The sequence below is a fragment of the Pseudoalteromonas sp. N1230-9 genome, from assembly GCF_032716425.1.
Lineage (GTDB): Bacteria > Pseudomonadota > Gammaproteobacteria > Enterobacterales > Alteromonadaceae > Pseudoalteromonas.
The window spans coordinates 3555283-3578729 of sequence record NZ_CP090419.1 but is presented as its reverse complement, the minus strand read 5'-3'; the positions used below and the strand labels follow the sequence as shown (position 1 = coordinate 3578729).

At 40.6% G+C, this 23447-nt stretch carries 16 protein-coding genes and 1 riboswitch; of the genes, 10 read left to right on the top strand and 6 right to left on the bottom strand.

From position 1 onward, the window contains the following. Positions 1-72 precede the first annotated feature (72 nt). Positions 73-2895, top strand: a complete 2823-nt coding sequence (locus LY624_RS16780) for a TolB family protein (protein WP_341803534.1) — start codon at positions 73-75, stop codon at positions 2893-2895. 1 nt (position 2896) lies between these two features. Here the strand turns inward: LY624_RS16780 and LY624_RS16775 are convergent, their stop codons facing one another. Next, positions 2897-4036, bottom strand: a complete 1140-nt coding sequence (locus LY624_RS16775; RefSeq protein ID WP_341803533.1) for a tetratricopeptide repeat protein — start codon at positions 4034-4036, stop codon at positions 2897-2899. Between the two features lie 271 nt (positions 4037-4307). Here LY624_RS16775 and LY624_RS16770 point away from each other — a divergent pair, with 271 nt between their 5' ends. Continuing rightward, positions 4308-4922 carry a hypothetical protein gene (locus LY624_RS16770; RefSeq protein ID WP_341803532.1) on the top strand — a complete coding sequence of 205 codons (615 nt, stop codon included), beginning with the start codon at positions 4308-4310 and terminating at the stop codon, positions 4920-4922. Between the two features lie 50 nt (positions 4923-4972). Here LY624_RS16770 and LY624_RS16765 read toward each other — a convergent pair whose 3' ends face one another. Beyond that, a complete protein-coding gene (locus LY624_RS16765; protein ID WP_341803531.1) occupies positions 4973-7483 on the bottom strand; it encodes a zinc-dependent metalloprotease in 2511 nt (836 codons plus the stop codon). Positions 7484-7737: 254 nt separating this feature from the next. Between LY624_RS16765 and LY624_RS16760 the strand changes: the two genes are divergently transcribed. The 5 genes from LY624_RS16760 to LY624_RS16740 all read left to right on the top strand — a co-directional run bounded on the left by LY624_RS16760 (position 7738) and on the right by LY624_RS16740 (position 15609). Beyond that, positions 7738-8913: an efflux RND transporter periplasmic adaptor subunit gene (locus LY624_RS16760; RefSeq protein ID WP_341803530.1), complete on the top strand. Its 1176-nt coding sequence runs from the start codon at positions 7738-7740 to the stop codon at positions 8911-8913. Positions 8914-8922: 9 nt separating this feature from the next. Then, complete coding sequence (locus tag LY624_RS16755) at positions 8923-12060, top strand: efflux RND transporter permease subunit (RefSeq protein ID WP_341803529.1); 3138 nt, start codon at positions 8923-8925, stop codon at positions 12058-12060. A gap of 123 nt (positions 12061-12183) precedes the next feature. Further along, positions 12184-12274, top strand: a riboswitch (cyclic di-GMP riboswitch). A gap of 113 nt (positions 12275-12387) precedes the next feature. Further along, positions 12388-12957, top strand: coding sequence for a chitin-binding protein (locus LY624_RS16750; protein WP_237115283.1), 570 nt, complete (start codon positions 12388-12390; stop codon positions 12955-12957). Positions 12958-13066: 109 nt separating this feature from the next. Beyond that, complete coding sequence (locus tag LY624_RS16745) at positions 13067-15142, top strand: S9 family peptidase (protein ID WP_341803528.1); 2076 nt, start codon at positions 13067-13069, stop codon at positions 15140-15142. A 56-nt stretch (positions 15143-15198) separates the two neighbouring features. Next, positions 15199-15609: a hypothetical protein gene (locus LY624_RS16740; RefSeq protein ID WP_062567492.1), complete on the top strand. Its 411-nt coding sequence runs from the start codon at positions 15199-15201 to the stop codon at positions 15607-15609. Positions 15610-15672: 63 nt separating this feature from the next. Here LY624_RS16740 and LY624_RS16735 read toward each other — a convergent pair whose 3' ends face one another. Then, complete coding sequence (locus LY624_RS16735) at positions 15673-16404, bottom strand: LytR/AlgR family response regulator transcription factor (protein ID WP_341803527.1); 732 nt, start codon at positions 16402-16404, stop codon at positions 15673-15675. Positions 16405-16620: 216 nt separating this feature from the next. On the opposite strand from LY624_RS16735, the gene LY624_RS16730 reads away from it, so the two are divergent. Next, positions 16621-19551: a TonB-dependent receptor domain-containing protein gene (locus LY624_RS16730; RefSeq protein WP_341803526.1), complete on the top strand. Its 2931-nt coding sequence runs from the start codon at positions 16621-16623 to the stop codon at positions 19549-19551. A gap of 448 nt (positions 19552-19999) precedes the next feature. On the opposite strand, the gene LY624_RS16725 is transcribed toward LY624_RS16730, so the two are convergent. Further along, on the bottom strand, positions 20000-20473 hold the full coding sequence (locus tag LY624_RS16725; RefSeq protein WP_062567494.1) for a Dps family protein: 474 nt from the start codon (positions 20471-20473) through the stop codon (positions 20000-20002). Between the two features lie 372 nt (positions 20474-20845). Here LY624_RS16725 and LY624_RS16720 point away from each other — a divergent pair, with 372 nt between their 5' ends. Beyond that, entirely contained in the window at positions 20846-21055 is a 210-nt protein-coding gene (locus LY624_RS16720; protein ID WP_130150938.1) for a hypothetical protein, read from the top strand. 7 nt (positions 21056-21062) lie between these two features. On the opposite strand, the gene LY624_RS16715 is transcribed toward LY624_RS16720, so the two are convergent. After that, positions 21063-21665 carry a DUF7379 domain-containing protein gene (locus LY624_RS16715; RefSeq protein ID WP_237120242.1) on the bottom strand — a complete coding sequence of 201 codons (603 nt, stop codon included), beginning with the start codon at positions 21663-21665 and terminating at the stop codon, positions 21063-21065. An 8-nt stretch (positions 21666-21673) separates the two neighbouring features. Further along, positions 21674-22210 carry a YaeQ family protein gene (locus tag LY624_RS16710; protein ID WP_130150940.1) on the bottom strand — a complete coding sequence of 179 codons (537 nt, stop codon included), beginning with the start codon at positions 22208-22210 and terminating at the stop codon, positions 21674-21676. A 92-nt stretch (positions 22211-22302) separates the two neighbouring features. Between LY624_RS16710 and ylqF the strand changes: the two genes are divergently transcribed. Further along, positions 22303-23247, top strand: coding sequence for a ribosome biogenesis GTPase YlqF (gene ylqF, locus LY624_RS16705; protein WP_341803525.1), 945 nt, complete (start codon positions 22303-22305; stop codon positions 23245-23247). Positions 23248-23447 lie beyond the last annotated feature (200 nt).

Here is a 23447-nt window from a genome sequence, read left to right as displayed (position 1 = left end):
TACATTTTTTAACTACCCACTTGCCAAAAAGCAACGCATACTAATCCTGAAATAACAAAGTCAGGGATTAAGATGATAAAAGCATTGTTGATTGGTACTTTACTTGTTGCTGGGCAAGCGTTTAGTCAAGAAGTATGGCAAACAATTCATACTGAGCATTTCAATGTCCATTTTAGTACAGAGAATCAGCAATGGGCTCAATCAGCGGCAACCGAGCTGGAAGTTGTTCGCAATAAGGTATTAAAACAACAAAACCGCGCGTTGGATGAAGTGATTGATGTTGTTGTTTTTGATCCATTTAACGCATCTAATGGCTTTGCTTTACCGGTTACAATAAAGCCCTTAATGGTTTTATTTACGACACCTCCACAATCAGATTCGATGATTGCCAATACAGATAGCTGGCAGCAATTACTCATTTTGCATGAGTACATCCATTTGGTTCATTTGGCTCAGCCTACGCGCAGCTTACCTCGACAAGCAATTAGAAATATTTGGGATCTCTACGATTTATCACAAAGCGATATGCCTCGCTGGGTTGCTGAGGGTTATGCGACGCTGTTAGAATCAAAAATGACGGGGCGTGGCCGTTTATACGATAATCTTTCAGAAGCGATACTGGTTGAATTTGCACAGCAAGGCGCACTGCCAAGCTATGGCCAATTAAATCGTACTGAAGACCGTTATATGGCCGGATCAATGGCGTATTTAATGGGCGCTCGCTTTCTCGCTTGGTTAGAAGATAACTATTCTCCAAAAACCCTTGATGCTGTGTGGACACGCATGCAAGCGGTTAAATCGCGCGATTTTAATGACGCTTTTAGCGGTGTATTTGGCGACCCACCTGAGCGGCTTTATCGTCGCTTTATTGCTGAATATACATATAAAGCAATGGCTAAAGAGGTGAGTGAGCAAACACTTACAAGCAAGCTTTGGTTAGAGCTTGATTTATATGCATCAAACCCAGCTTTAAGTTTAGATAATAGTAAACTCGCTATTGTAGAGCGAAACAAAGATGATGAAACGCGCTTAGTTATTTATAGTACAGCCGATAATCAACAAGCAGCAGATGATTTTGCGAAGCAGCAACAACAGCTACTCGATGACGATCCTGAAGATATTGCCGATAGAGCACCGAGTGTGTTTAAACGTAAACAAAAGCACGTGCTTCATCAAATCAATAAGCAGGGTATAAAGAATCCGCAGTGGTTAGACGAAGATACACTGTTTTTTACCGCCACAACAACCGTTGGTAAAGGCTCAATTCAGGGTATCTCGGACTTATATCGCTATGATATCGAAACTGGTGAGATAAGTGCATTAACCCATCGTGCGGGGCTGCGTCGGTTTACAATTAGCGATAACGGACAAACTGTTTACGCTGAGCAAACTAGGCATGGCTTCTCGGAGTTGGTGCGTTTTGATCTCAATACGGGTGTCTCTACGCCTTTATTTGAGAAGAGCCTAGAAACGGTTTATGACTATCCATTACTAAGTCCTAATAAAACTAAGCTTGCATATTTAAAAGTGGCACTGAATGCAAATTGGCAGTTGTATATACAAGACATGAACTCCCAGCAATCAATAGCTGTGCCTATGCCTGAGGGCTATCAGTATGTGTCACAACCTAATTGGCAAGCAGATGGCAAAGGGCTTTATTTTGTCGCTGGTAAGAATGCCGCTCTCGATTTGTATCATTATGATCTTAGCCGCAACTCACTACGCCAATTAACACAAGGGCAAGAAGCCGTTGCATACCCAATGGCAATGAATAATGGTGAACTTTTATATTTATCGATCACTGCTGAAGGGCCAGATATAAAGCATTTTGCAGAGCAACCACAAGGATTAGAGGTTGCTGAGTTGGCAAGTAATACAGCGCCACCGCGAGGGCAAGTAACGAGCGAAGTGTTACCTGAAGCGAAGATTTACAAGCAAAGCCCAATAGAACCAGCCAATTATGATATATGGCAGCAAAAATCCACCTTTTCGCTGTCATCTCAGTATTATTCGGCTTCATCTTCGCTTCTTACCCTTGGGATAAAAAGTAACGACTTTTTAAAACAGCTCGATTTACAAGCAGGCTATAGTGTTGATTTACATGATAAAGCACTAGAGGGAGTGTTCGCGGCAGCTAAATACTCAGCGTTTGATTTAAAATTTAAAGCGCTGCTATTTGATTACGACCTTGAATCAGCAAAACAGTACCATTCAAACACGCCGCTAAATGTCAGTAATACAGGGGCACATTTTGCCATGAGTTACCCGATGCAGTTTCAGCAGTTAAATATCACACCGACCTTAAGTTACAACTACAGTGATTATGCTAAAGGTGACGATCAATGGCTAAAGCTAGGACTTAAGCAGCAATGGCAACATGATAGACAGCGTTATGGTTTTGGTCAGTCGTTGAGAGCTGAATGGTTATCCGGTGATGCTGACTCGAGCAATTGGCAGGGCTATAACTTTGCCACCGTACTAAGCGGTTATGCCTTTGATATTCCGGTTTATGTTAATTTTGCTCAGCAATATCGTGATGACAGTACCCTTGCGCTTGGCGGTTATGAGTCAAACCTAATTAATAAAGACACGCAAAGTGGCTTTGTTAGTGCACCTGAATTGCCATTTTTTAGCCAGCTTGGTAACCGTTATAAAGGTTATGGCGGGGGGATTAGTTATAAAGATTCATTACCTTGGCTTTACTACCAACAGCATCAAGTTGATAACCGGGTCTATGCGCAAAGCTACGGCCTCAAGTGGCGAGGAGACTTTAGCTTTGGTCTGGGACCTGCGGGTTTGAATGATGTAAATATTGATTTTGGCGTCGCCCGAGTAGAAAGCGACGACTTTGAAAATGATCTACGCGCTTGGCTAAGTTTTTACTACTCGCTATAACTTAGTGTTGGTCTTTTAAGGCGAAAAGCTTGGCGTGGTATAGCGCAAGTTTTTCGTCTTTATTTTCTATCTCAATGGCTTTTTCTAACCACTCCTTAGTGCTTTGTTCATTACCTTGTTGGTAACTAATAATCGCTAACTCCACATAAGGTTCTGATAAATAAGGGGCTAGTGCTATAGCATCTTCCAGCTGCTGTTTTGCTTTGTAAAACTGGCCATTATTACGAGCGTTAATCGCTGTTGTGAGTAATTCGAATGGATCCTGCTCTAGCATCGCTAACTGTGAATTGAGCTGTTCTGCTAATGAGTGATCATCTAGTTGTTTGGCAAGTACTGCGTAATTATGTAGTAAATTAGTATCTTTAAAACCATATTGTATCGCTGTTTGATAAATATGTTTTGCCCCAGCTAAATCACCTGATTGACGATGTAAAACAGCTGCTAAATTATAAAGCGAGGGTGCATTTGGTGTGTATTCATTGGCTTTTAAAATATAACTGTAGCTTAAATCGAATTGTTTTAAGGCCAGAGCTTGTGCAGCTAAGTTACTATAATAGCGGCTGATTAAATCTTTGAGCTCAGCATGGCCTGAATAAAAGCTACCACGAGACGGAAAATAATCAATTATACTGCCAGGTGGTACAAGGTAATTATCATCTTCATTCAAAGGGGCATAGACTTTGGTGCGAAAATGGCCCGATACATACACGATGTTATTTTGTTTACTGTACACAGGTTCACTCGACACCGCTTGGAAACCTGTTTTTAGCCCTACTAGTTGCGCATATGCGTGAGTTAAAATAGCTAAGCTAATACAGTTCCCTTCATGCTCTTGAAGGGTCTGTTCGGCGTTGAGTGTAGCGCTAAAGTAATTGAAGTTGGTGAGCTTATTTTCTAAGTAATGATAAAGAATTTGGTCGTCTCTTAAACCTTTACCTTGGCGTTTGGTAAAATAATCAAGGAAACGTTTTTGCTCATCATCAGGCAATGCAAACAACTTTGGATCTGTTAGTTCAATGTGTTCAAAATTTGCTGCGTTTAATAGACTGGCAACACTTGGAGGAGTAGGGGCCTGTTGCTCTGTACTCTTACATCCTACTAAAAAAGCGCTTAGAACAAGTGTAAATAAAATTGACTTCATAGAACTGCCCTCCTGGCCATTATTTATTCAATGTACCTAGATTCGAGTAACTATTCAAGTTGCGAATTAGTGTCATTGATTATAAACACCCTGTACGGAAATCTTGCCACTTACAGCTTGGCTGTTTTTTCTACCTCGTTGCTTTCTCTGTGGGCCTCATTAAAATGCCGCGCTCTTTTAAATCACTTAAAAAACAGTTGTTTACATGTTTAGTAGCAGTGATTGATAAATTGCTAACTTATTAACCAAATTGTAACGAGAGGGGGTTGTTTTGGCGCACTTTTTGCCGATTATTTCATGTTTTATTCTAGCGTTTAGCTTTTATCCGCTATTAAATAAGATTCGTAAAAATCATAGTGTGTCGGGCGTATCACTGTTGATGATGAGTTTTGGTGTCGCGCAGAGCATCTACTTCATTACTTACAATTTATATTTTCAACGTTTTTACATGATACTGCCGTTTATTGTAACGGGCATGCTCAGCGGTTTAATTCTCTATTACTTTGTTCGATATAACGCAGCTCGCCAGCAGCGAATGCAGTTAGCAGGATTGTTAGTATTGTGTGTTGTACCATTTACTTTGCTGCTCAGTCCGACGCTTGATATGGCCACTGTGCTTAACTGGTTAACTTATGTTGGCTTGGTGATGAGCTCGATTCGTGTTATGCCGCAAACTTATAAAACCATTAAAAGTGGTGATATTAGTAATTTAAGTGCTCGTTACTTTAGTCTGCAATTTGTTGCTGGTAGTTGTGGCCTTGGCGCTGAGCTGTCGATGGCTGCACCGAGTGTATCGCATATTTTAACGTTTGTGATGATCTTACTAACAAACGCGGCACAACTTGGTTGTATCCAATATTACAAGTCACGCCCTGCAATGGCATAGGCGAAACAATGAGTAAAAAGGCTGCCAATTGGCAGCCTTTTTACTGTTGGTTAAGCGTCTAATGCTTTGCTAATTAAGCGATTAATATATTGTTTATGCGCTTTAGCAGCAGTATCTGCTCCCCAAGGAGTGCTGATATCAGCAATTTGGTTAAGTTGATAAAGAGCCGCAGCTTTAGCGAGATTATCGTGCTTGCTGGCTTTAGTTAAACCGGCAATGGCAATCAGTTGATTCACATACTCAACTTGTAAGTTATGGCTTAATGTATTTGCTTTTTTGCCGTCGACAAAAATGCTTGCTGTTAAGTCATTCATAAATTGGTTAAGTGAATACTCATTACCATACATAGCACTGTCTGAAATACGCAGCATCACAGCCGGGTGTAATAGCTGAGCAAGTACCAGCTTTTGCATGCCTAAAATCATACCATGTGGTTTAGGATCTTCATTTTTACCATAATGATTAAAACCGCGGCGCTGTTGTAGTAGGTAGTTATAAAGCGGTTGCATGTTAGCAAGTACATGTGGAGAGAACACTTTGTCGGCTAAAATCTGCATTGCTTGTTGTTGGCGTTCAAGTGACACAGGAGTCAATGGTGCGCCATTTCTATCATCACCTACGACATTGCGTTCTACATAAACACCACCTATTTGACGTGATACCACGCCAGCTTGTGTTCTGTAGCTAGCAAATAGAATGTTCGCTGAGGTAACAAGTTGTTGGTATGACTCACCTTCAACGGTGGCTTTGTCTTTAAGTTCAGTAAATAACTTATTGATAAGAGCCATGCGATCGTCAGCATAAGCGGCAGGATTCGATGACATATCGCCAATCATTACACGAGGGTCGATATGGCGACCCGGTGCACGCATATCGTCAGCATCATTACCAAATGCGAGTGCATGCTCTGATGAGCGAGCGAGAATTTTTTCAAGGCGTTGTTGCTCGGCATCTTCATCGGCTAGTGCTTGGCTATAGCCATATTCAATCACCCAATCATCATAAGGGCCAGGCTTAGTTTGGAATATATCGCCTTGTTGCATGCCAATAGGCGCAATGTTGGCCGGTGCATAATCCATCACCGAGCCTGTCACGATCCCTTGCGTTTTACTCTTGTCGTGAACTTCTTTTTCATCCCATAAAATCGATGACTTCATGTTGTGGTTTAACCCCAGTGTGTGACCTACTTCATGGAGAATAAGCTGGGTTAAACCTTGGCGTAAAATTTCTTTATCTTCAATACTGGCTCCAGCACCTAACCCTCTTGCAAGTAGCATGTTTTCTTGAATAGTGTGACCTAATGAACAGTGTAAGTTAGGATTATTTTCATCAGAGGTTAATGAGGCTGCGCCTTGCGTATATAAGGTCTCATACATCCAGCGATTTTTCATAAAAACATACTCTAGCATGATGTCAGAGCCTAAGATCTCACCGGTTAATGGGTTAGCAAGGGCAGGTCCATAGCCACCAAAAGGTGGGCGTGGAGAGGCTGTCCAGCGTAATACGTTGTAGTTTATATCGCCAGCATCCCAATCTGCATCGTCAGGTTGAACTTTTACTTGAATAGCGTTTTTAATGCCCGCTTTTTCAAATGAAGGGTTCCATGCAAGCACTGCGTCACGAATCGTATCACGCCACTCAATAGGGGTAGTGTTTTCAATCCACCAAGTAATTGGTTTGACTGGCTCAGAAAGTGCAGCTGTAGGGTCTTTCTTTTGTAAGTCCCAACGTTTGATAACGTCCTCGTAAGGTGCCCAGTCAGCAGAAGTCATATTATCAAATTGGTTTGTGAAGTAACCGATACGTGCATCATCGTGGCGCGGCTGATAATTATTTTTTGGTAAAGCGACAAAGGAATGCTGTACTTTAATCGATACATTACGAGGGTCACTTATTGCTTCAGAGCCACGTACGCTAGGATTGGCATTGGTAAACACATAATCGACAGTGATATCTAAATTGTTTGGGTAAGGACGATGCTGAACAATGCGCGATTTTTTATCGTCTAATTTTCCTAATTTGAAACGCTTTTTAGCATTTTTATCGTCTGGATTTGGCCAAGGAGATATCTTGTGTAATGCTTCACTTATAAGCAGTTTATCAACATTAAATGCTATTTTATCGTTTTCTTCTTTCTCAATTTTGATGCTAGCTAGCACTGCTTCACTGATATTTGCATCAGCAGAGCGAGCAAGAGCGGAGTGTTGATCAAATTTATAACGAGGGGTTTTGCTTATAATATCAATACGGTCAAAATATTTTCTAAACTCAATGAGTTTTGTTTCACGGTACGCACCTCTGAAGTGACCAGCATCGGTCACACCATCTACGGTATGTGCAAAATAGACAAAGGGTGTATCAAGTTGTGATCGGTCTATGACCATTAGGTTTTCACCGGTTTTTTTATCTTGATAAAGAGTAAAAATACCTGAGTATTCGGTTTTATCTTTAATCATTTCAGCCAGTGTTTCAGGCTTTTTTTCTTCTTTCTTGGCTGCAAGTGCATGCCCATTTATGGCAAAAGCAATGCTTAACGCCAAAGCAATATTGGTTATTTTCATTTTTAGTCGTTCCATTTGTTTTTTTCAGGCACGAGTTTAATGAAATTGCTAATTGATAGAAGTTTGTTTGTTAACAAGTGTAAAGCACTATCTCTAATGCCATGAAAAGTTGAGAGTTTTATTTAGTAACAAATTATTTTTAGCTGCTGATGGTATATTTGGCTCTTTTTGTAACAGTTACTTACAAATGTCACATTAATGTTTCTGTCAGCTTTGGTATGATAAAGGCAGTAAAAATTTAAAAGGTGTAAGTTATGCGCACGAATGTATTGAAATGGATGTTACCATTTGCTGCTTTAGTCCTTGGTATTGCTGGCTTTGTAGGTATTAATGCTATTGCCCAAGAGCCACAAGATAAAGAGGTGGTTGACTCCAGACCTCTTGTTAGAGTGGAAACTATCTCAAGTGATGACCATCAAGTTATTATTAACAGTTATGGTGAGGTTAGACCGCTCGAAAGTACTTTGCTTGCATCTCAAGTTGCGGGTGAAGTCACAAGCTGGCATCCAAATTTTGTTGCGGGTGGCATTGTTGCTCGCGGAGAAGTGTTATTCACGATTGAAAAAGACAATTACGAGGCGGCCGTATTACAAGCTGAAGCTTCATTGGCGAGTGCTCAAGCTGCATTAATTGAAGAGCAAGCGCAAGCAAAGGTAGCGCTTGATGAAGCCAAGCGTTATCCAGAACGTGAGCGTACTGACTTATTCCTACGAAAACCACAAGTTTTAAGTGCGCAAGCTGCGGTTAAATCGGCTCAAGCTGCACTGAAACGTGCAGAGCGAGACTTAGCTCGATGCGAAGTAAAAGCACCTTATGATGCGTTAGTGATAAGTCGTGAAATTGGTGTGGGTCAATATATTAATGTGGGCAATCAGGTTGCCGAGCTAAACAATATTGAAAGTGCTGAAATTATTGTGCCTATCGCAGGATTCGACAGCGTGTTCTTACCTAAACGTATTAAAGGCATTAAGGCCACGATTATCAATAAAGGCTTAAATAGCTTTACCCGTGAAGCGGTGGTGGACCGTGACTTGGGTGTCGTTGATAACGCAACACGTATGAGTAACTTGGTTGTTCGTGTCGATGACCCATATGGTTTAAAACATGATGTACAACCCATTAAATTTGGCGCTTATGTGCAGGTTAATTTTGCCGGCGCCACATTGCAAAATATCTATCGCCTACCGCAATCATTGGTAAACAATCAAACCGTTTGGGTGGTTAACGATGAACAAAAATTAGAGCCGCGTAAAGTGACTGTAGTTCGCGAAGAAGGTGAATATTTTTATATTAGCGATGGCTTAAATATTGATGATCAGCTTGTACTGACACTGCCTGAGTACCCGCAAGCGGGTATGGAAGTAAAAGTAGCCGGTATGCAAGAAATGACAAGCGATGCAGGTGAAACTGCTGCTGTCGAAAAGCTGTAAGGTGGCTGTATGAGTGATACAACAACACAGAAGCAGTCTGGTTTAATCGCCTATTTTGCTAATAACTCGGTCGCTGCAAACTTAATGATGTTTTTTATCCTTGCTATGGGGATACTAAGCTACTTTACCATTCAGCGTCAGATGTTTCCGAATATTGAGATCAATTATATTGAGGTGCAAGCTAATTACCCTGGGGCCTCACCACAAGAAATTGAAGAAAGTATTCTGATTAAAATTGAAGAGTCGCTCAAAGATGTGACCGAAATTAAACGTGGTGTTTACCGTGCATTTCGTAACAATGGGCGTGCTAGCTTAGAAATTAATACCGATGCAGAATTAACCGACGTTCTTGATAAAGTAAAACTTCGCGTTGACGGAATTGCGACCTTTCCTGCGGGGATGGAGCCGGTGACTATTAATCAGGTTGAGTTTCGTCAAGATGTTATTGGGATGACATTAGTCGGTGATGTGCCACTCACAGAATTAAAGCCAATAGCTAATCAAATTGAAGATGAGTTATTGCAGTTATCAAATGTGTCTTTGGTGCAAAATGATGTGCCGCTTGATGAAATTGCAATTGAAATTGATCCAGATTCTCTGCGCCAATATAACTTAACATTAAGCGATGTTGCTAATGCCGTACGCCGCTACTCAGCGAATATTTCAGCAGGTCAATTACGCACTGATGCAGGGATTATTTCTGTACGTGTTGAAAACCAATATTACAGTGGTGATGAGTTCCGTCAAATCCCTGTAAAGGTGGGAGCTAACGGTGCAAAAGTCTTGTTACAAGACATTGCTGTTATTAAAGATCAGTTCACAGAGGGTGAGCGTTACTTTAAATTCAATGGCGAAAATGCAGTGTATTTATCGGTTAAAGCAACGAAAGAGCAAAATATGATCCCCGTTGCGGACTCGGTGAAAGCATACATAGATAAAAAGAACAAAGAGCTGCCAGTGGGTTTACGTCTAGAGCCACTAATGGACATGACGTATTACTTGAATGCGCGTTTAGACATGATGAAAAGTAACCTTTTTCAAGGCGCTATCTTAGTGGCTATCATGTTGTCTATCTTCTTGCGATTTAAACTAGCACTTTGGGTAATGATTGGTTTACCAATTTGTTTCTTAGGTGCAATGATGATGATGCCTGTTTTTGGTATCACTATTAACATTGTATCCCTATTTGCGTTCATTATGGTGCTGGGGATTGTCGTTGACGATGCAATTGTCATAGGGGAAAGTGCCTACACTGAGATAGAGAAAAAAGGAGGCGGCGTCGTTAACGTTGTGAACGGTGCCAAACGTGTAGCAACTCCGGCAACGTTTGGGGTATTAACGACGATTGCTGTATTTGCGCCATTTACTTTATCAAGTGGCCCAGAGAGTGCATTTTTCTACGGTATCGCGGTCGTTGTTATTTTATGTCTGGTATTTAGTTTAATAGAATCAAAGCTTATTTTACCTGCGCACATTGCACATACTCACTTTCCACCTATCAATCCTGAGAGTTGGCGAGCTCGTTTTAACAAGCGCTTCTTTAATTTTGTGAATGGTCCGTATAAACGCTTTATTGAGCGTTGTGTTGAATGGCGTTGGTTAGTGTTATTCTCATTTATTGGCCTTTTGATTTTGACATTCGCTTTAATTTCGTCAAATCAAGTACGTGTTGTACCAACACCAAAAGTACCGCATGACTTTCCGCAAATTAATCTGGAAATGAATGAAAATGCGTCTGATATACAGACCATTGAAGCAATTCGTGAAATTGAAGCCATGGTTAAAAAGGTTGATCAAGAGACAGAACGCGAGTTTGGTCACACATTATTACGTGATATTTTGGTCTTTAATCAAGGGCGTACTGAAGCACAAATTTTAGCACCATTGGTAGATGAGGACTTGCGTCCATATAATGCTTTTGAGCTATCGCGACGTTGGCGTGAGCAGATGCCAAACATTGCCGGTGTTAAATCATTGCAAATCTACGACGATGTAAATGGCGGCGGCAATGATGGCGAGTTTGGATACCTGCTTTATGGGCCCGATGTTGATACTTTAAATGATGCGGGTCGTCGCTTTATTCAGTTGCTGCAACAGCAAAAAGGCTTATTTGATATTAGCTCGACAATTGACCCTGCTAGTAAAGAAGTCCAACTTAGCTTAAAACCTGTTGCTTATGATTTAGGTTTAGACCTTGCTACAATTGCCAATCAAGTTGGTGCAAGTTTCTACGGCGGAGAAGCACAGCGTGTAATTCGCCGTGGTGAAGAAGTTCGTGTAATGGTGCGTTATCCTAAATTAACGCGCGAAGCATTTGCTTCTTTAAAACATGCGGTAGTGACGACACCTGCTGGCAAAGAAGTACTGCTTGGTGATGTAGTTGAACTAACTGAAAAGCCAGGGATTAGTTATATTCGCCGTGAAGGTGGCTATCGCACTGTGTATATCTACGGCAGCATTGACGAAGAAACCATAGAACCAGGTGAAGTGGTCAAGCAGGTCGACGATGTACTACTGCCACAGCTCAAAGAAGAATTTCCATCAGTGAAAACTGAATTAGGCGGTGCCATTGAAGAGCAGCAAGCACAGGCGAATGAGCAATTAATGTTTTTCGCTGCGGGGATGTTCTTAGTGTATATCTTACTTGCGGTGCCACTAAAAAGTTATTCACAACCATTGATCGTTATGTCGGTGATTCCGTTTAGCTTGACCGGTGCTATTTGGGGGCATTATTGGTTTGATTTAGATATTAGCTTAATGTCAGGCTTTGGCTTAATTGCTGCTGCTGGGGTGGTGATCAATGACTCTTTAGTTATGACTGACTTTGTGAACCAAGCTCGACGAGAGGGAATGTCAACTCGCCAAGCTGTTATTGAAGCAGGTTGTGCACGCTTTAGAGCAATAACCTTAACGTCAATTACAACCTTTGCTGGCGTACTTCCTATTATGTTTGAAACAAGCTTGCAGGCAAGGTTTGTTATTCCTATGGCAGTGGCCCTTGGTTTTGCAGTGATGTTTGCAACTCTAATTACATTGGTACTTGTTCCTTGTCTGTATATCGTGATGAGTGATGTAGGCCATGTGTTCTTACGCTTTTTCCGTTCAGTGAAAGAGCTCATACCAAATCGACGTGCGGTAAGAGATTAATAACTAAGCCAACCTTCGGGTTGGCTTTTTTATAGCTTATTTGTGACTAGTAATTGCTTGTTATGCATATCTTTCGGTTACATTCTTTTGTTTGATTTGTTTTCAACTGAGGATTATACTCGTTTCAGTTTTTGGCAAACTAACCGAAAGGTTAGGACGCAAAGTTTCCGGTCTAAGGTTTTGATTACAAAACTATGATAGCGGGGCCGCTGAAAAGCGCACATTCTTCGTGCTTTGGATCTATTGCCTCAAACTAAAATTGTATTTATTTTGTACGGCTGTTATTGGATAGTACCTACTAGCTGTTCTTAGGGTGTTACTTTGTTTATGCATATGTCACTGGCTTCTGGAAAGTGGTTGCCGATAGGTTGCTTAAATCATCATACTCAGCTTTTTGTTGGGGATAAGGTGGTCGTGACTTTTTATGATGCACAAGGTGAGTTAGCTGATTTGTCATTTCAGTACCCTATCACTAGCTCTGATGAGGGTGAGCCTCATAATTGGCCTCGTTCAATTGCTGAGCATATAAATGTGCATATGCCCATGATTCGAGCAGGAAAAATAACAGAGCAGGGTCTCATCGTTGCATATCGGCTCAATCAGATTTATGCCTTAGAAAGCACGGGTATAACCCATGTAAAAGTGGCGTTTAACTGTATTGCGAAGTGCGAAAAGAAAATAAAGGATAAAAATCAAGAGTATGATTATGTTTATCCGCAAGCATGCAATGCTTACAGCTCAGGTGTAAAAGTACTACAACCAAAGACTGGCCATATTTATATGTGTAAACCTTGGCCGTATACAGAGTTTTGTCGTGTGAAAGAATCACACAACCCACTCTATGAACCTGGTGTGGGTAAAAGTTGGCCCATGGCATGGCAGCAAGTATCACATTGATAGTTTCCCCCTAAATGCTATTTAGCATTGTTTGGCCCACTCAATTTGAGTGGGCTTTTTTATTTCTGTGTTAGACTCGGGTCATTCGTTTTTAATCGTGGTTTTTCCTGTGTCGCAAAACTCTTATTCTTTGTCTTTATTAACGCCTACTCCTGTAGCTAAAAAACAACCTCATCAACTAACAGCTCATCAATTAACTCGTACTGATAACTACTACTGGATGCGTGATGATGAGCGCGAGAATGTAGACGTGTTGGCACATTTACATGCAGAAAATGAATATTGTGAAAAACAGCTTGCCAGTATTAAACCGCTACGAGAAGTATTATTTAACGAACTAAAAGAGCGGATAGTTAAGGATGATAATACCTTTCCTGTAAAGGATGGCCTGTTCTGGTATCACTCAGAAGTTCGTGGTGATGATGAATATGCGCGCCATTATCGAAGTAGTTCAATCGAAGCCCACGACAAGCAGTTATTGTTAGATGTAAACCAATTAGCCAGTGATTACGAATTTTATGAACTAGGTGAAGTCGCAATTAGTCCTGATGAGCAATTACTTGCTTATTCTGAAGATACCGAAGGCCGCCGTATTTACACCGCGCGTTTTAAAAATATTGCCAGTGGCGAAGTGTTTAGCGATGTACTTGAAAACACGGAAGGGCAAATTGTTTGGGCTAATGACAGTAAAACAGTCTTTTATGTCAAAAAAGACCTACAAACTTTATTGGGTTTTCAGGTGTATCGCCATGTGTTAGGTACCCCACAAGCAGATGATGTTTTAGTGTATGAAGAACAGGATAAAAGCTTTTTTCTGGGGCTTGGTAAGAGTCGAGATGAAAGCTTAATTATTATTGATTTAGCTACGACTGAAACGAACGATACTTGGGTACTTGACGCTAACAATCCCGAGGGAGAATTCAGCGCGTTAATGCCGCGTGAAGAAGGCCATGAGTTTGACGTTGATAAGCTTGGCGATACTTTTTATATAGTCACAAATTGGCAAGCCAAAAACTTCCGTTTAATGACTGCCACAACCGACACAATTGCTACAAAAGAACAGTGGCAGGAGCATACTGCGCACCGTCATAATGTGCTATTGGAAGGGGTCGAAATATTCAATGACTATCTTGTTTTAACTGAGCGAGAGCTTGGTCAAACCCGCTTTGTGGTTGTTGATAAGCAGGAAGAGCGACTCACATTAGAGTTTGATGACCCTTGTTATTATGCCGCAATAGCGATGAACCCTGAGCCTAACACTCGCTTTGCACGTATTTATTACTCAAGTCTAACAACACCAGGTTCATTGTATGATGTTGATTTAAAAACGGGTAACAAAACGTTATTAAAACAACAGCAAGTACTTGGTGAGTTTGACCCAGAGCACTATCGTTCAGAACGATTAATGATCACCGTAAGAGATGGTGAGCAAGTACCAGTGTCATTGGTGTATCGTATTGATAAGTTTAAGCAAGATGGCTCTAACCCTTTGTTGCAATATGGATATGGAGCTTATGGTATTACCATTGATCCGAGTTTTTCTAGTAGTTCATTGAGCCTGCTTGATCGTGGCTTTGTTTATGCCATTGCCCATATTCGTGGCGGTGAAATGCTAGGTCGTCATTGGTATGAACAAGGTAAAAAACAGCATAAACAAAATAGCTTTAATGATTTTATTGATGTTACTCGCTCACTCACTGAGCAAGGCTATGCACATCCACAGAAGGTGTTTGCCTCAGGGGGAAGTGCTGGCGGTTTATTAATGGGGGCTGTGGTAAATCAAGCACCAGAGCTTTATTTAGGCGTGGGCTGTCACGTACCTTTTTTAGATGTGCTGACAACCATGCTTGATGAGAGTATTCCTCTTACAACAAATGAGTATGATGAATGGGGTAATCCAAATGATCCCGACTTTTATGAGGTCATTAACGCTTATTCCCCATACGATAATATTACGGCTCAAGCCTACCCAAATATATTAGTAACAACGGGTTTTCATGACTCGCAAGTACAATACTGGGAGCCGATGAAATGGGTTGCGAAACTGCGTGAGATAAAAACAGACGACAATATTGTTGTGTTTAAAACGGATATGGATGCCGGACACGGAGGCGCTTCTGGACGCTTTAAAAGCCTGGAAGAAAAAGCGCTTGAGATGGCCTTTTTTATGGCTCTATTAGGTTGAAAATAACCATTTTAAAGCTAATATTACCTAAAACGTAGTAAGAGTGATGTTTGGTTATGTTTAAGCCCCATGGGGAGTGGTTTTATAAAATAAGCCCTCCTTGCGTATTTATTGAGTTTAGAGGCTGTGTTAATAAAGAGGCGTTTGTTGACTTCACGAATAAAATAGCAGACGAAATAACAGGTAACTCAATAAAAAACCTTCATCATTTAATTATAAACGTTAAGCAGTTTGAATTAGCCACAGCAGAAAGCGTTCATATAGCAAAAGCTTATTTTGAAACGGTTAAATCACGTGGCTATAAACAAGTTGATTATGTGGCGCCTAATAGTGTGGCTCAAAGTTTGATAGAGTCTGTTTGGAAAGACAGTGGACTCAGGGTGACCTTCCATAAAGATATAAATAGCTTCCTTGAAATTAATCCGCAATGTGAAGAAATGCGAGCTTGGTTAGAGTCAGCAACATAAACTATAAGCCTGCCCATTTGGGCTTTTATTAAATGAGCTGCAAAGTACCTAATTGGTTATAGCTCAGATCCCTAAAATACCTTCTAGATTCATTTTAAAACGGCGCGATAAATTTAAAATCGCATTGCTTTTTAAAATGACTTTATAATCACCACAGTCGGTCGGTATCAACTCACTGATTGCTTTTTTACGAACTAAAGTAGAGCGATGAATACGAATAAACCCTTTACTTGCCAGCTTCTCTGTTAAGTTTTTCATCGTTTCGCGATGTAAAATTGGGCGAGGACTATCTTGGCAATGCAACTCTACATAGTTACCAGCCCCATTTATCCATACGATTTCTTCAATATCTACGAGCCTCACTTTGCCTACATCCCGAACGATTAAATGGGAGTTTTCTTGTTCTTCTAAGTACCTTTGATGATGTGCGTTGACAAGCGGACACAAGTGAATAAGCTTTTCAAAACATTGGTTTATACGCATAGAATTTGCAGTCGTAAGTATAAAGTCAATAGCGCCTATTTCATAAGCTAAGTTAGCTAATTGCGCCGAGTCAGCAACAATAACGAGCTTTAAATGCTTGGCTAGCTCCGTTAGTTGTAGCAACTCAAGTGAAATAGGTGACGAGTTAAGTTGATAAAACGCAACGTGAGTATTTTCAAAATTAAAGTTACTAATGCTATTAATAACAGTGACGGCGTTAAAGCTATGATGCCGTGTTATTGCGCTTTCAAGCACTTGTGCAAATTGCGGCTCAGTTATATTTATTATGCTGTTAAATAAAATGCTTTGCATTGTAGCTCCGAATGTAGCGTACCTGTTAAAAACAATAAGACCGTGTCTGTTCCTATTTTCTATTCAAATTATTTTACAATTTAGTTATCCCTCAAAATATTCCGCTTATCCCTAATTTTAATCCGCTTACAAAATGCAGCTATCTGAAATGCATAAAGCCCAATAATGTGGCGAGCTGTAACTAAGTGGTTACAAATAATTTTCAGGGGAATTACCATGATAAAAAACGAAAAAAATCCACGTCCATTATTTGTCTATTCTGCAATTGCGATGGCAATGATGGGAGGCGTGTCGGTAAATGCGGTGGCACAGGATGAAGAATTAGAAAAGGTTGAGCGTATTCAAGTGACAGGGTCGCGAATTCGCTCTGCAGAAGCTATGTCTTCAGCCCCTATTCAAGTTGTTGATAGCTCGGCTATTGATGCTTCAGGTTCATTAAACATTCAAGACTTATTACTTGAAAACCCAGCGTTTGGTACACCGGCAATTAGTCGTACAAACTCAAACTTCAATACTTCAAGTGCAGGTGTTGCGACGGTAGATTTACGTAACTTAGGCTCGAACAGAACGCTTGTACTTGTGAATGGCCGACGTTATGTCGCCGGTGTTCCTGGTAGCTCAGCCGTTGATTTAAATACCATACCAAGTCAGTTTATTGAGCGTGTTGAAATTATGACCGGTGGCGCATCGTCGGTGTATGGTTCTGATGCTGTAGCGGGTGTAGTTAACTTTGTCCTCAAAGATGATTTTGAAGGAATTGAGTTTGAAGGCCAGTATGGTGAGTCTAAAGAAGGGGATGATCAATCTAGACAATTCTCAGTGACTTCTGGCTTTAGTGGCTTGGATGATAAAGGGAAAGTGATGTTTCACCTAGGTTATTCTGACCAAGGTGGTGTTTTTGCTCGAGACCGTTCACGCTCTTCTATTGACCAAATTGCTCAAATTGCTTTTGAAAATAGCGAAACAGGTCAAGCGAGTGATATTTTTGAAGCTGTACGTCCATTTTTCTCATCGTTTCCTCCACAGGGACGATTTGATGCGGGTGACACGCGCTTTACGTATAACAGTAACAACGTCTTACAAGACTCATTCAGCACCAATGGTGGTGACGGTGTTGAAGCAAATGGCTTTAACCGAAATGGTGTAAGGGCACTCGCAATTCCTACAGAGCGTTACTTGTTTGCATCTAACGGCAGTTACGATATTACCGATAAACATACTTTCTTTTTTGAAGGTACATATGCATCAACATCAACTCAATCTGAGCTAGAGCCTTTCCCTTTTGCTTCAGATGATATTTATGCTAACGGGCGTGTTCCTATTGAATTTTTGGTTAATGATGAGCTACTGCGCAATGCATTTGTACCGGATGAAATCTATAACGCAGCAACAGACACTGATGGTGATGGTTTAAGAGATATTTTCTTTGCAAAACGACTCTCCGATATTGGTAATCGCGGCGCACGAGCTGAGCGTGATACTTTCAGACTAGCAGTTGGTTTCCAAGGTGAAATTAACGATAGTTGGTTTTATGACACCTACTATGTATACGGTAAAACAAAAGAAGCGCAGCTTTCTAGTGGTTTAGTTAATGTACAAAGCTTTCGCCGAGGTTTAGAGGCTGTTATTGATAGCCAAGATTTAGACAATGATGGAATTACCAACGAAGCAATTTGTTTAGATGCCACTGCGAGAAGCTTTAATTGTGCTCCAGTCAATATTTTTGGTTTTAACTCTATGTCGCAAAGTGCAATAGACTTTGTTCGAGCGCCAAGTATGTTGTCGACTTCTGTAGAGCAAGAGATTATCGGCGGTAATATTACTGGTGATTTATTTGAATTACCTGCCGGTATGGTCGGTATTGCAGCAGGTTTTGAATACCGTGAAGAGTTCTCACGTAGTGAGTTTGATGCACTACAACAAGCTGGCTTAAATGCAGGTAATGCAATTCCTGCTACAGAAGGTGAGTTTGATGTAACAGAGTATTATGTAGAGGCTAATATTCCAGTACTTGAATCTGTTACCATGAATGCAGCAATTCGTTTGTCTGATTATTCAACAGTAGGAAACACAGAAAGTTGGAATGTGGGTGTTGATTGGGAAGTTACTGAGGATTTACGTCTTCGTGCAACACGTGCTCGTTCTACTCGTGCCCCTAATATTGATGAACTATTTTCACCGCCTTCTCAAACTTTCCCTAGTGGCTTAAATGACCCTTGTGTAGGTGTCTCTAGTACGGGTGATGGCGCTCTGGGTGATGCGTGTCGTGCCGATGTTGGTATTGCAAATAACATCGCGACAAATGGTGAGTTTACGCTAAACCAGTCAGATTTACAGGGTATCAGTGGTTTCAATCGTGGTAATCCTGATTTAAAAGAGGAAGTGGGTGATTCCGTAACCGTGGGTGTAGTGTTTACACCTGAAAGCTTAATCTCTGGCTTAGATATCACAATCGATTATTTTGATATTGAAGTCACGGATGCGATTGTTTCTACACCACGCCAATTTATACTTTCGCAGTGTTATGGTGGCGGTGACGACAGCTTCTGTAACTTTATTACTCGTCGCAGTACAGCAGCAGGTAATAACAGTGCTGGCTCACTTGAGTTTATTGACAGTGGAGTATCAAATAGTGGTGGCTTAGGTACTGAAGGGGTTGATTTAACCTTAACTTACTCTCGCGACATCGGTCCTGGTCAATTCAGAACGCGTTTAGCGTATACTTACCTAATTGATGGTTACACAATTCCACTACCGGGTGCCGATAAAGATGAATTTGCTGGTGAAGTAGGCTCTTCTGAGCATAAGGCTAACTGGAACTTTGGCTACAAGTATAATGATTTTGACTTTAATTGGAGCTTAACATTTATTGGTGATGCTGCTTTTGATGATCAATTCTTAAATTCGTTTGATAACATTCCAGCAGGCTCTGTGGGAGTTGGTTCCGTTACTTACCATGATGTTCAGGCAAGCTACCATTTAACTGACTCAATAGAGTTATATGCAGGTGCAAATAACTTATTTGATAAAGAACCACCACGTATCATTTCAGGTGTAACTGGCTCAGATACAGGAGCTGAAACTGATGCAGGTACGTATGATCCTATCGGTCGAACTGTCTATGTAGGTTTTAGAAGTAAGTTTTAAATAAGTGATTTAATGCCACTTATACCAATAAAAACGCCACTGATAACAGTGGCGTTGTTGTATCGAATAAGAGGCTTTAATGTAGATCATGAATCGCTTGTTGTTTAACGATTTTCCCTACGTAAAGCCCTCTTTTGAGGGCTTTTTATTTGCTCAAAGCTTTATCATATCGACTCTATAAATACTCATACTTACGTAATGTCACCAAGTAATATGAATGACGGTTAATTGCATATTTTAAAAGTTATTAGGCCATCTAGTTTGATTTAAAAAAGGATATAGCGAGCAGGCTAAAATACACTTTATGAATGCAACCCGTTAAGCCCAATAAAAACGCCACTAATAACAGTGGCGTTGTTGTATGGATACTCAGAGCCTAATGTAGAAAATGAGTTATTCGTTATTTAACTATATTTCCTACGCAAGCCCTCCTAGAGGGCTTTTATATTTAACCTAAGTAAGATTTTAGCATCCAAACTAGTTTCTCTTGCTCTTTAATGTAGTCACTCATCAGCGCCGCAGAGCCTTCATCGTCAGCATCACCTGCTTGAGATAAAATATCGCGTTGCATTTGGATGAGTGTACTGTAGCCTGCTAATAAGTTTTCTACTGCAGCAGTGCCTTCAGTAATATTTTTTGCTTCGCTTATTTTACTTGCTTCAATGTACTCTGAAAATGCGTGTACTGGTGTGCCGCCTAAAGTCAGAATACGCTCCGCAATTTCATCAACTTTTTCAAGTAATAAGTTATAAATCTCTTCAAATTTAAGGTGTAATTCAAAAAAGTTACGACCTTTGATATTCCAATGAAAGCCACGTGCGTTCATGTATTGAATTTGGTAGCAGCTTAATAAAGAGTTTAGTGATTTTACGATATCTTCACTTTTTGCGCTGTTTAAACCAATTGCATTTACCTGTGACATAGATTGCTCCTTAAAAATAGCTGTTAATATTTTACTTTACTTGCTAGTGCGTGAGATTAAGTATTAGCCATTTCCAGTAATCTGTAAAATGGTTTAATTCGAACATAGTGATAGGTTAAGTCTATCAATGGCTGTTTTAGTTAATTTTCACACTATCAATATAAGATTGGACGACCTATTACATAGGTTTGGGGCGAGAGAGCAAAAAATCTACCTAAAAGCGTGATTATTTTAAAATAAGGCAGATAACATGATCTAAAACAAGGTTTAGATTGGCAAGCAACTAGGCTGATTTAGAAATTGATTTAGGTCAAAAAAACAACATTTCAGAAGCGCATAATGAGTTTACCGCATTTATTTAGGAGAAGAAAAATGGACGGTAAAACAGCGAAAGAAAACAAAGCTGAAATAGTGGTTGTAGTGATTGCATTACTTGCCTTTGTTATTGGCTTAGTAGGGCATTTAGCAGGTGCTAGCTTTGCAAATTTTGATACCTTTGGCTATATCGCTGCGCCTATCCCGCTTATTCTGGGTATTATCGTACTGATTTCATACAAAGTGGCAGCAAGTGCTGAAAAATAAGGCGCAACTAGTCTTTGTTGATAAGCTTTATAATGTAATCCATTACTTGGCGTGAGTAGATCATACTGGTGTGACTTAAATGAAACACCTTGTGCTCTGCCATGCCATTGAGCTTGGTTTCATCTATTAGCACTGTGCCATCGGAGACACTGCCTTTAGAAATTAATGGCATGAGTCCTATAGGTAAATCCCCAGCGATACTGTAAAGTTTCGCTTTAAATGGCCAGTCGCCGTTTTCAGACAATAAAAACTCGACACTATTTTTAAGTAGCATATCGAATCCTTTTTGCTGTATCTGTTTAGCAATATGGCTGCCTTTGTGTGGAGTGCCGAGCGTAATAACTTTTTCTACATACTTGCTTTGCGAAGAATTCGCTTCAAGGTAAGCGCGTGCAACGAGCCCCCCCAAAGAGTGACACACCATGGCTGTTGGTTTGTCGCCAATGAAGTGATCAATTTTATCAAAAATAGCCGCTCTATTAGGGGATAGCGTGTTGTAGGTCAAATTAAGTATTTTTAACCCAGACTTTTCAAGGCGTGTACACAAGGGGCGCATGACAAAACCTGACATATAAAGTCCATGTAACACTACAACTTGTCTAATTGCCATCGCATACCTTACATTAATTGCTGAGGTTTAATTTCAATATTTGCTGTATCTGAGCTTACCCACACCTCGCCATCTTGAATAGTGATTGTGAGCTTAATATTGCGATCTGCCAGTGCAGCTAATGCTTGAGTCGCTGCATAATCGAGACTAAAAATACGCAAGTTTTTAAAATCATACAACTTAGGTTGATGTTTTTGCCACCAAATAGTTTGGTTATTCTCGCCGTAAGTATACAAAACAACCTGTTTGGCTTTATTACAGGCTTTTTTCAAGCGCTTTTCATCTGGTAAGCCGAGCTCAATCCAAAGCTCAATTTCTTCGCTGTAGTTTACATGCCAAAGTTCGGGTTCATCATCAGCGCATAAGCCTTTAGTGAACTCTAAACCTTCACGCGCATTTAGTGCAAAAGCGAGTAGGCGGATCATCAGCCTTTGCTCGGTCTCTGATGGGTGCTGTGCAAGGGTTAGATTGAAATCTTGATAAAGGTGGCGGTCCATATCGCTTAGCGATATTTGCGCTTTGATAATAGTTGATTTAAGAGCCATAACTGCTTACTTGAAAAAATTTGCGTCATTATAGCGCAATTCCAAGCTGAGCCAGTTAAAATAGCATGCAATTTATTTTTTAGGAGTAAAATATGGCCATCCAGTGGTTCCCAGGGCACATGAATAAAGCCCGTAATGAAATCAAAGAAATTATGCCACAAATGGATGTGATCATTGAGGTGCTTGATGCCCGTATTCCTTACAGCAGTGAAAACCCTATGGTAACAGCGCTGCGTGGCGATAAGCCGGTCATTAAAATCATGAATAAAGCTGACCTTGCAGATCCTAAATTAACGCAAGCGTGGAAAGACTACTTTGAGCAGAAAAGTGGCGTTAAAGCGATTGATTTTGGGAATGATAAAGCAGGTGAAGTACATCGTATTAATGAGCTTTGTAAAAAATTAGTGCCGCATAAAGTGGGCGCTGATAAACAAATTAAAGCCATGATCATGGGTATTCCCAATGTTGGTAAATCAACACTAATTAATACCCTAGCAGGCCGAATTGTAGCAAAAACGGGTAATGAACCTGCGGTAACTAAAGCTCAGCAACGAATTAAACTTGGTGATGGCATTATGCTTTACGACACGCCAGGCATGTTATGGCCAAAAGTAGAAAACGAAAACTCAGGTTACCGTTTAGGGGCAACGGGTGCAATTCGTGATACGGCCATTGATTATGAAGAGGTGGCAAGTTACACCGCCGAATATTTACTGCATGCATATCCTGAGCTTTTAAAAAGTCGCTATAAAATTGATGAGCTACCAGAATCTGACTGGGAGTTTGTTGAAATGGCAGGCAAAAAGCGTGGCTGTATTCGTGGTGGAAATCAGATCGATACTTATAAAATGTCTGAAATTCTTATTAATGAATTACGAGATGGCATTATTGGTCGCATTACTATGGAAACACCAGCCATGCGTGAAGAAGAAGAGCAAATGGTTGCACAGCTTCGCGCCGCGTTAGAGGCAAAAAAAGCTGCTAAAGAAGAAGAGAAAAAGCAGCGCCGTGCCCGTGCGCGTAAAAACCGTCGTTAAAATTAAAACGTTAATTTTTAGACATAAAAAAAGCCCTGAAAGGGCTTTTTTAGTTTCATATCTACCGTCACCGATATGAGCAATGTAGCAAGTAAAATAAGTAGGGGTGCCCACATATTGCCAACATCAAGGGGCGTTGCGGCTAGCAATATGTGAGCTAAGCTTTAACGTGGCGACACGTGTTTCAGGGTCTTGAAACA

Excerpts from the sequence above, each read along its gene's own strand:
- LY624_RS16710 (WP_130150940.1), bottom strand. The coding sequence starts at position 22,210 with ATGGCTCTTAAATCAACTATTATCAAAGCGCAAATATCGCTAAGCGAT.
- LY624_RS16765 (WP_341803531.1), bottom strand. The coding sequence starts at position 7,483 with ATGAAAATAACCAATATTGCTTTGGCGTTAAGCATTGCTTTTGCCATA.
- LY624_RS16760 (WP_341803530.1), top strand. The coding sequence starts at position 7,738 with ATGCGCACGAATGTATTGAAATGGATGTTACCATTTGCTGCTTTAGTC.
- LY624_RS16750 (WP_237115283.1), top strand. The coding sequence starts at position 12,388 with ATGCATATGTCACTGGCTTCTGGAAAGTGGTTGCCGATAGGTTGCTTA.
- LY624_RS16735 (WP_341803527.1), bottom strand. The coding sequence starts at position 16,404 with ATGCAAAGCATTTTATTTAACAGCATAATAAATATAACTGAGCCGCAA.
- LY624_RS16720 (WP_130150938.1), top strand. The coding sequence starts at position 20,846 with ATGGACGGTAAAACAGCGAAAGAAAACAAAGCTGAAATAGTGGTTGTA.
- LY624_RS16715 (WP_237120242.1), bottom strand. The coding sequence starts at position 21,665 with ATGGCAATTAGACAAGTTGTAGTGTTACATGGACTTTATATGTCAGGT.
- LY624_RS16725 (WP_062567494.1), bottom strand. The coding sequence starts at position 20,473 with ATGTCACAGGTAAATGCAATTGGTTTAAACAGCGCAAAAAGTGAAGAT.
- LY624_RS16755 (WP_341803529.1), top strand. The coding sequence starts at position 8,923 with ATGAGTGATACAACAACACAGAAGCAGTCTGGTTTAATCGCCTATTTT.
- LY624_RS16740 (WP_062567492.1), top strand. The coding sequence starts at position 15,199 with ATGTTTAAGCCCCATGGGGAGTGGTTTTATAAAATAAGCCCTCCTTGC.
- LY624_RS16775 (WP_341803533.1), bottom strand. The coding sequence starts at position 4,036 with ATGAAGTCAATTTTATTTACACTTGTTCTAAGCGCTTTTTTAGTAGGA.
- LY624_RS16730 (WP_341803526.1), top strand. The coding sequence starts at position 16,621 with ATGATAAAAAACGAAAAAAATCCACGTCCATTATTTGTCTATTCTGCA.
- LY624_RS16780 (WP_341803534.1), top strand. The coding sequence starts at position 73 with ATGATAAAAGCATTGTTGATTGGTACTTTACTTGTTGCTGGGCAAGCG.
- ylqF (WP_341803525.1), top strand. The coding sequence starts at position 22,303 with ATGGCCATCCAGTGGTTCCCAGGGCACATGAATAAAGCCCGTAATGAA.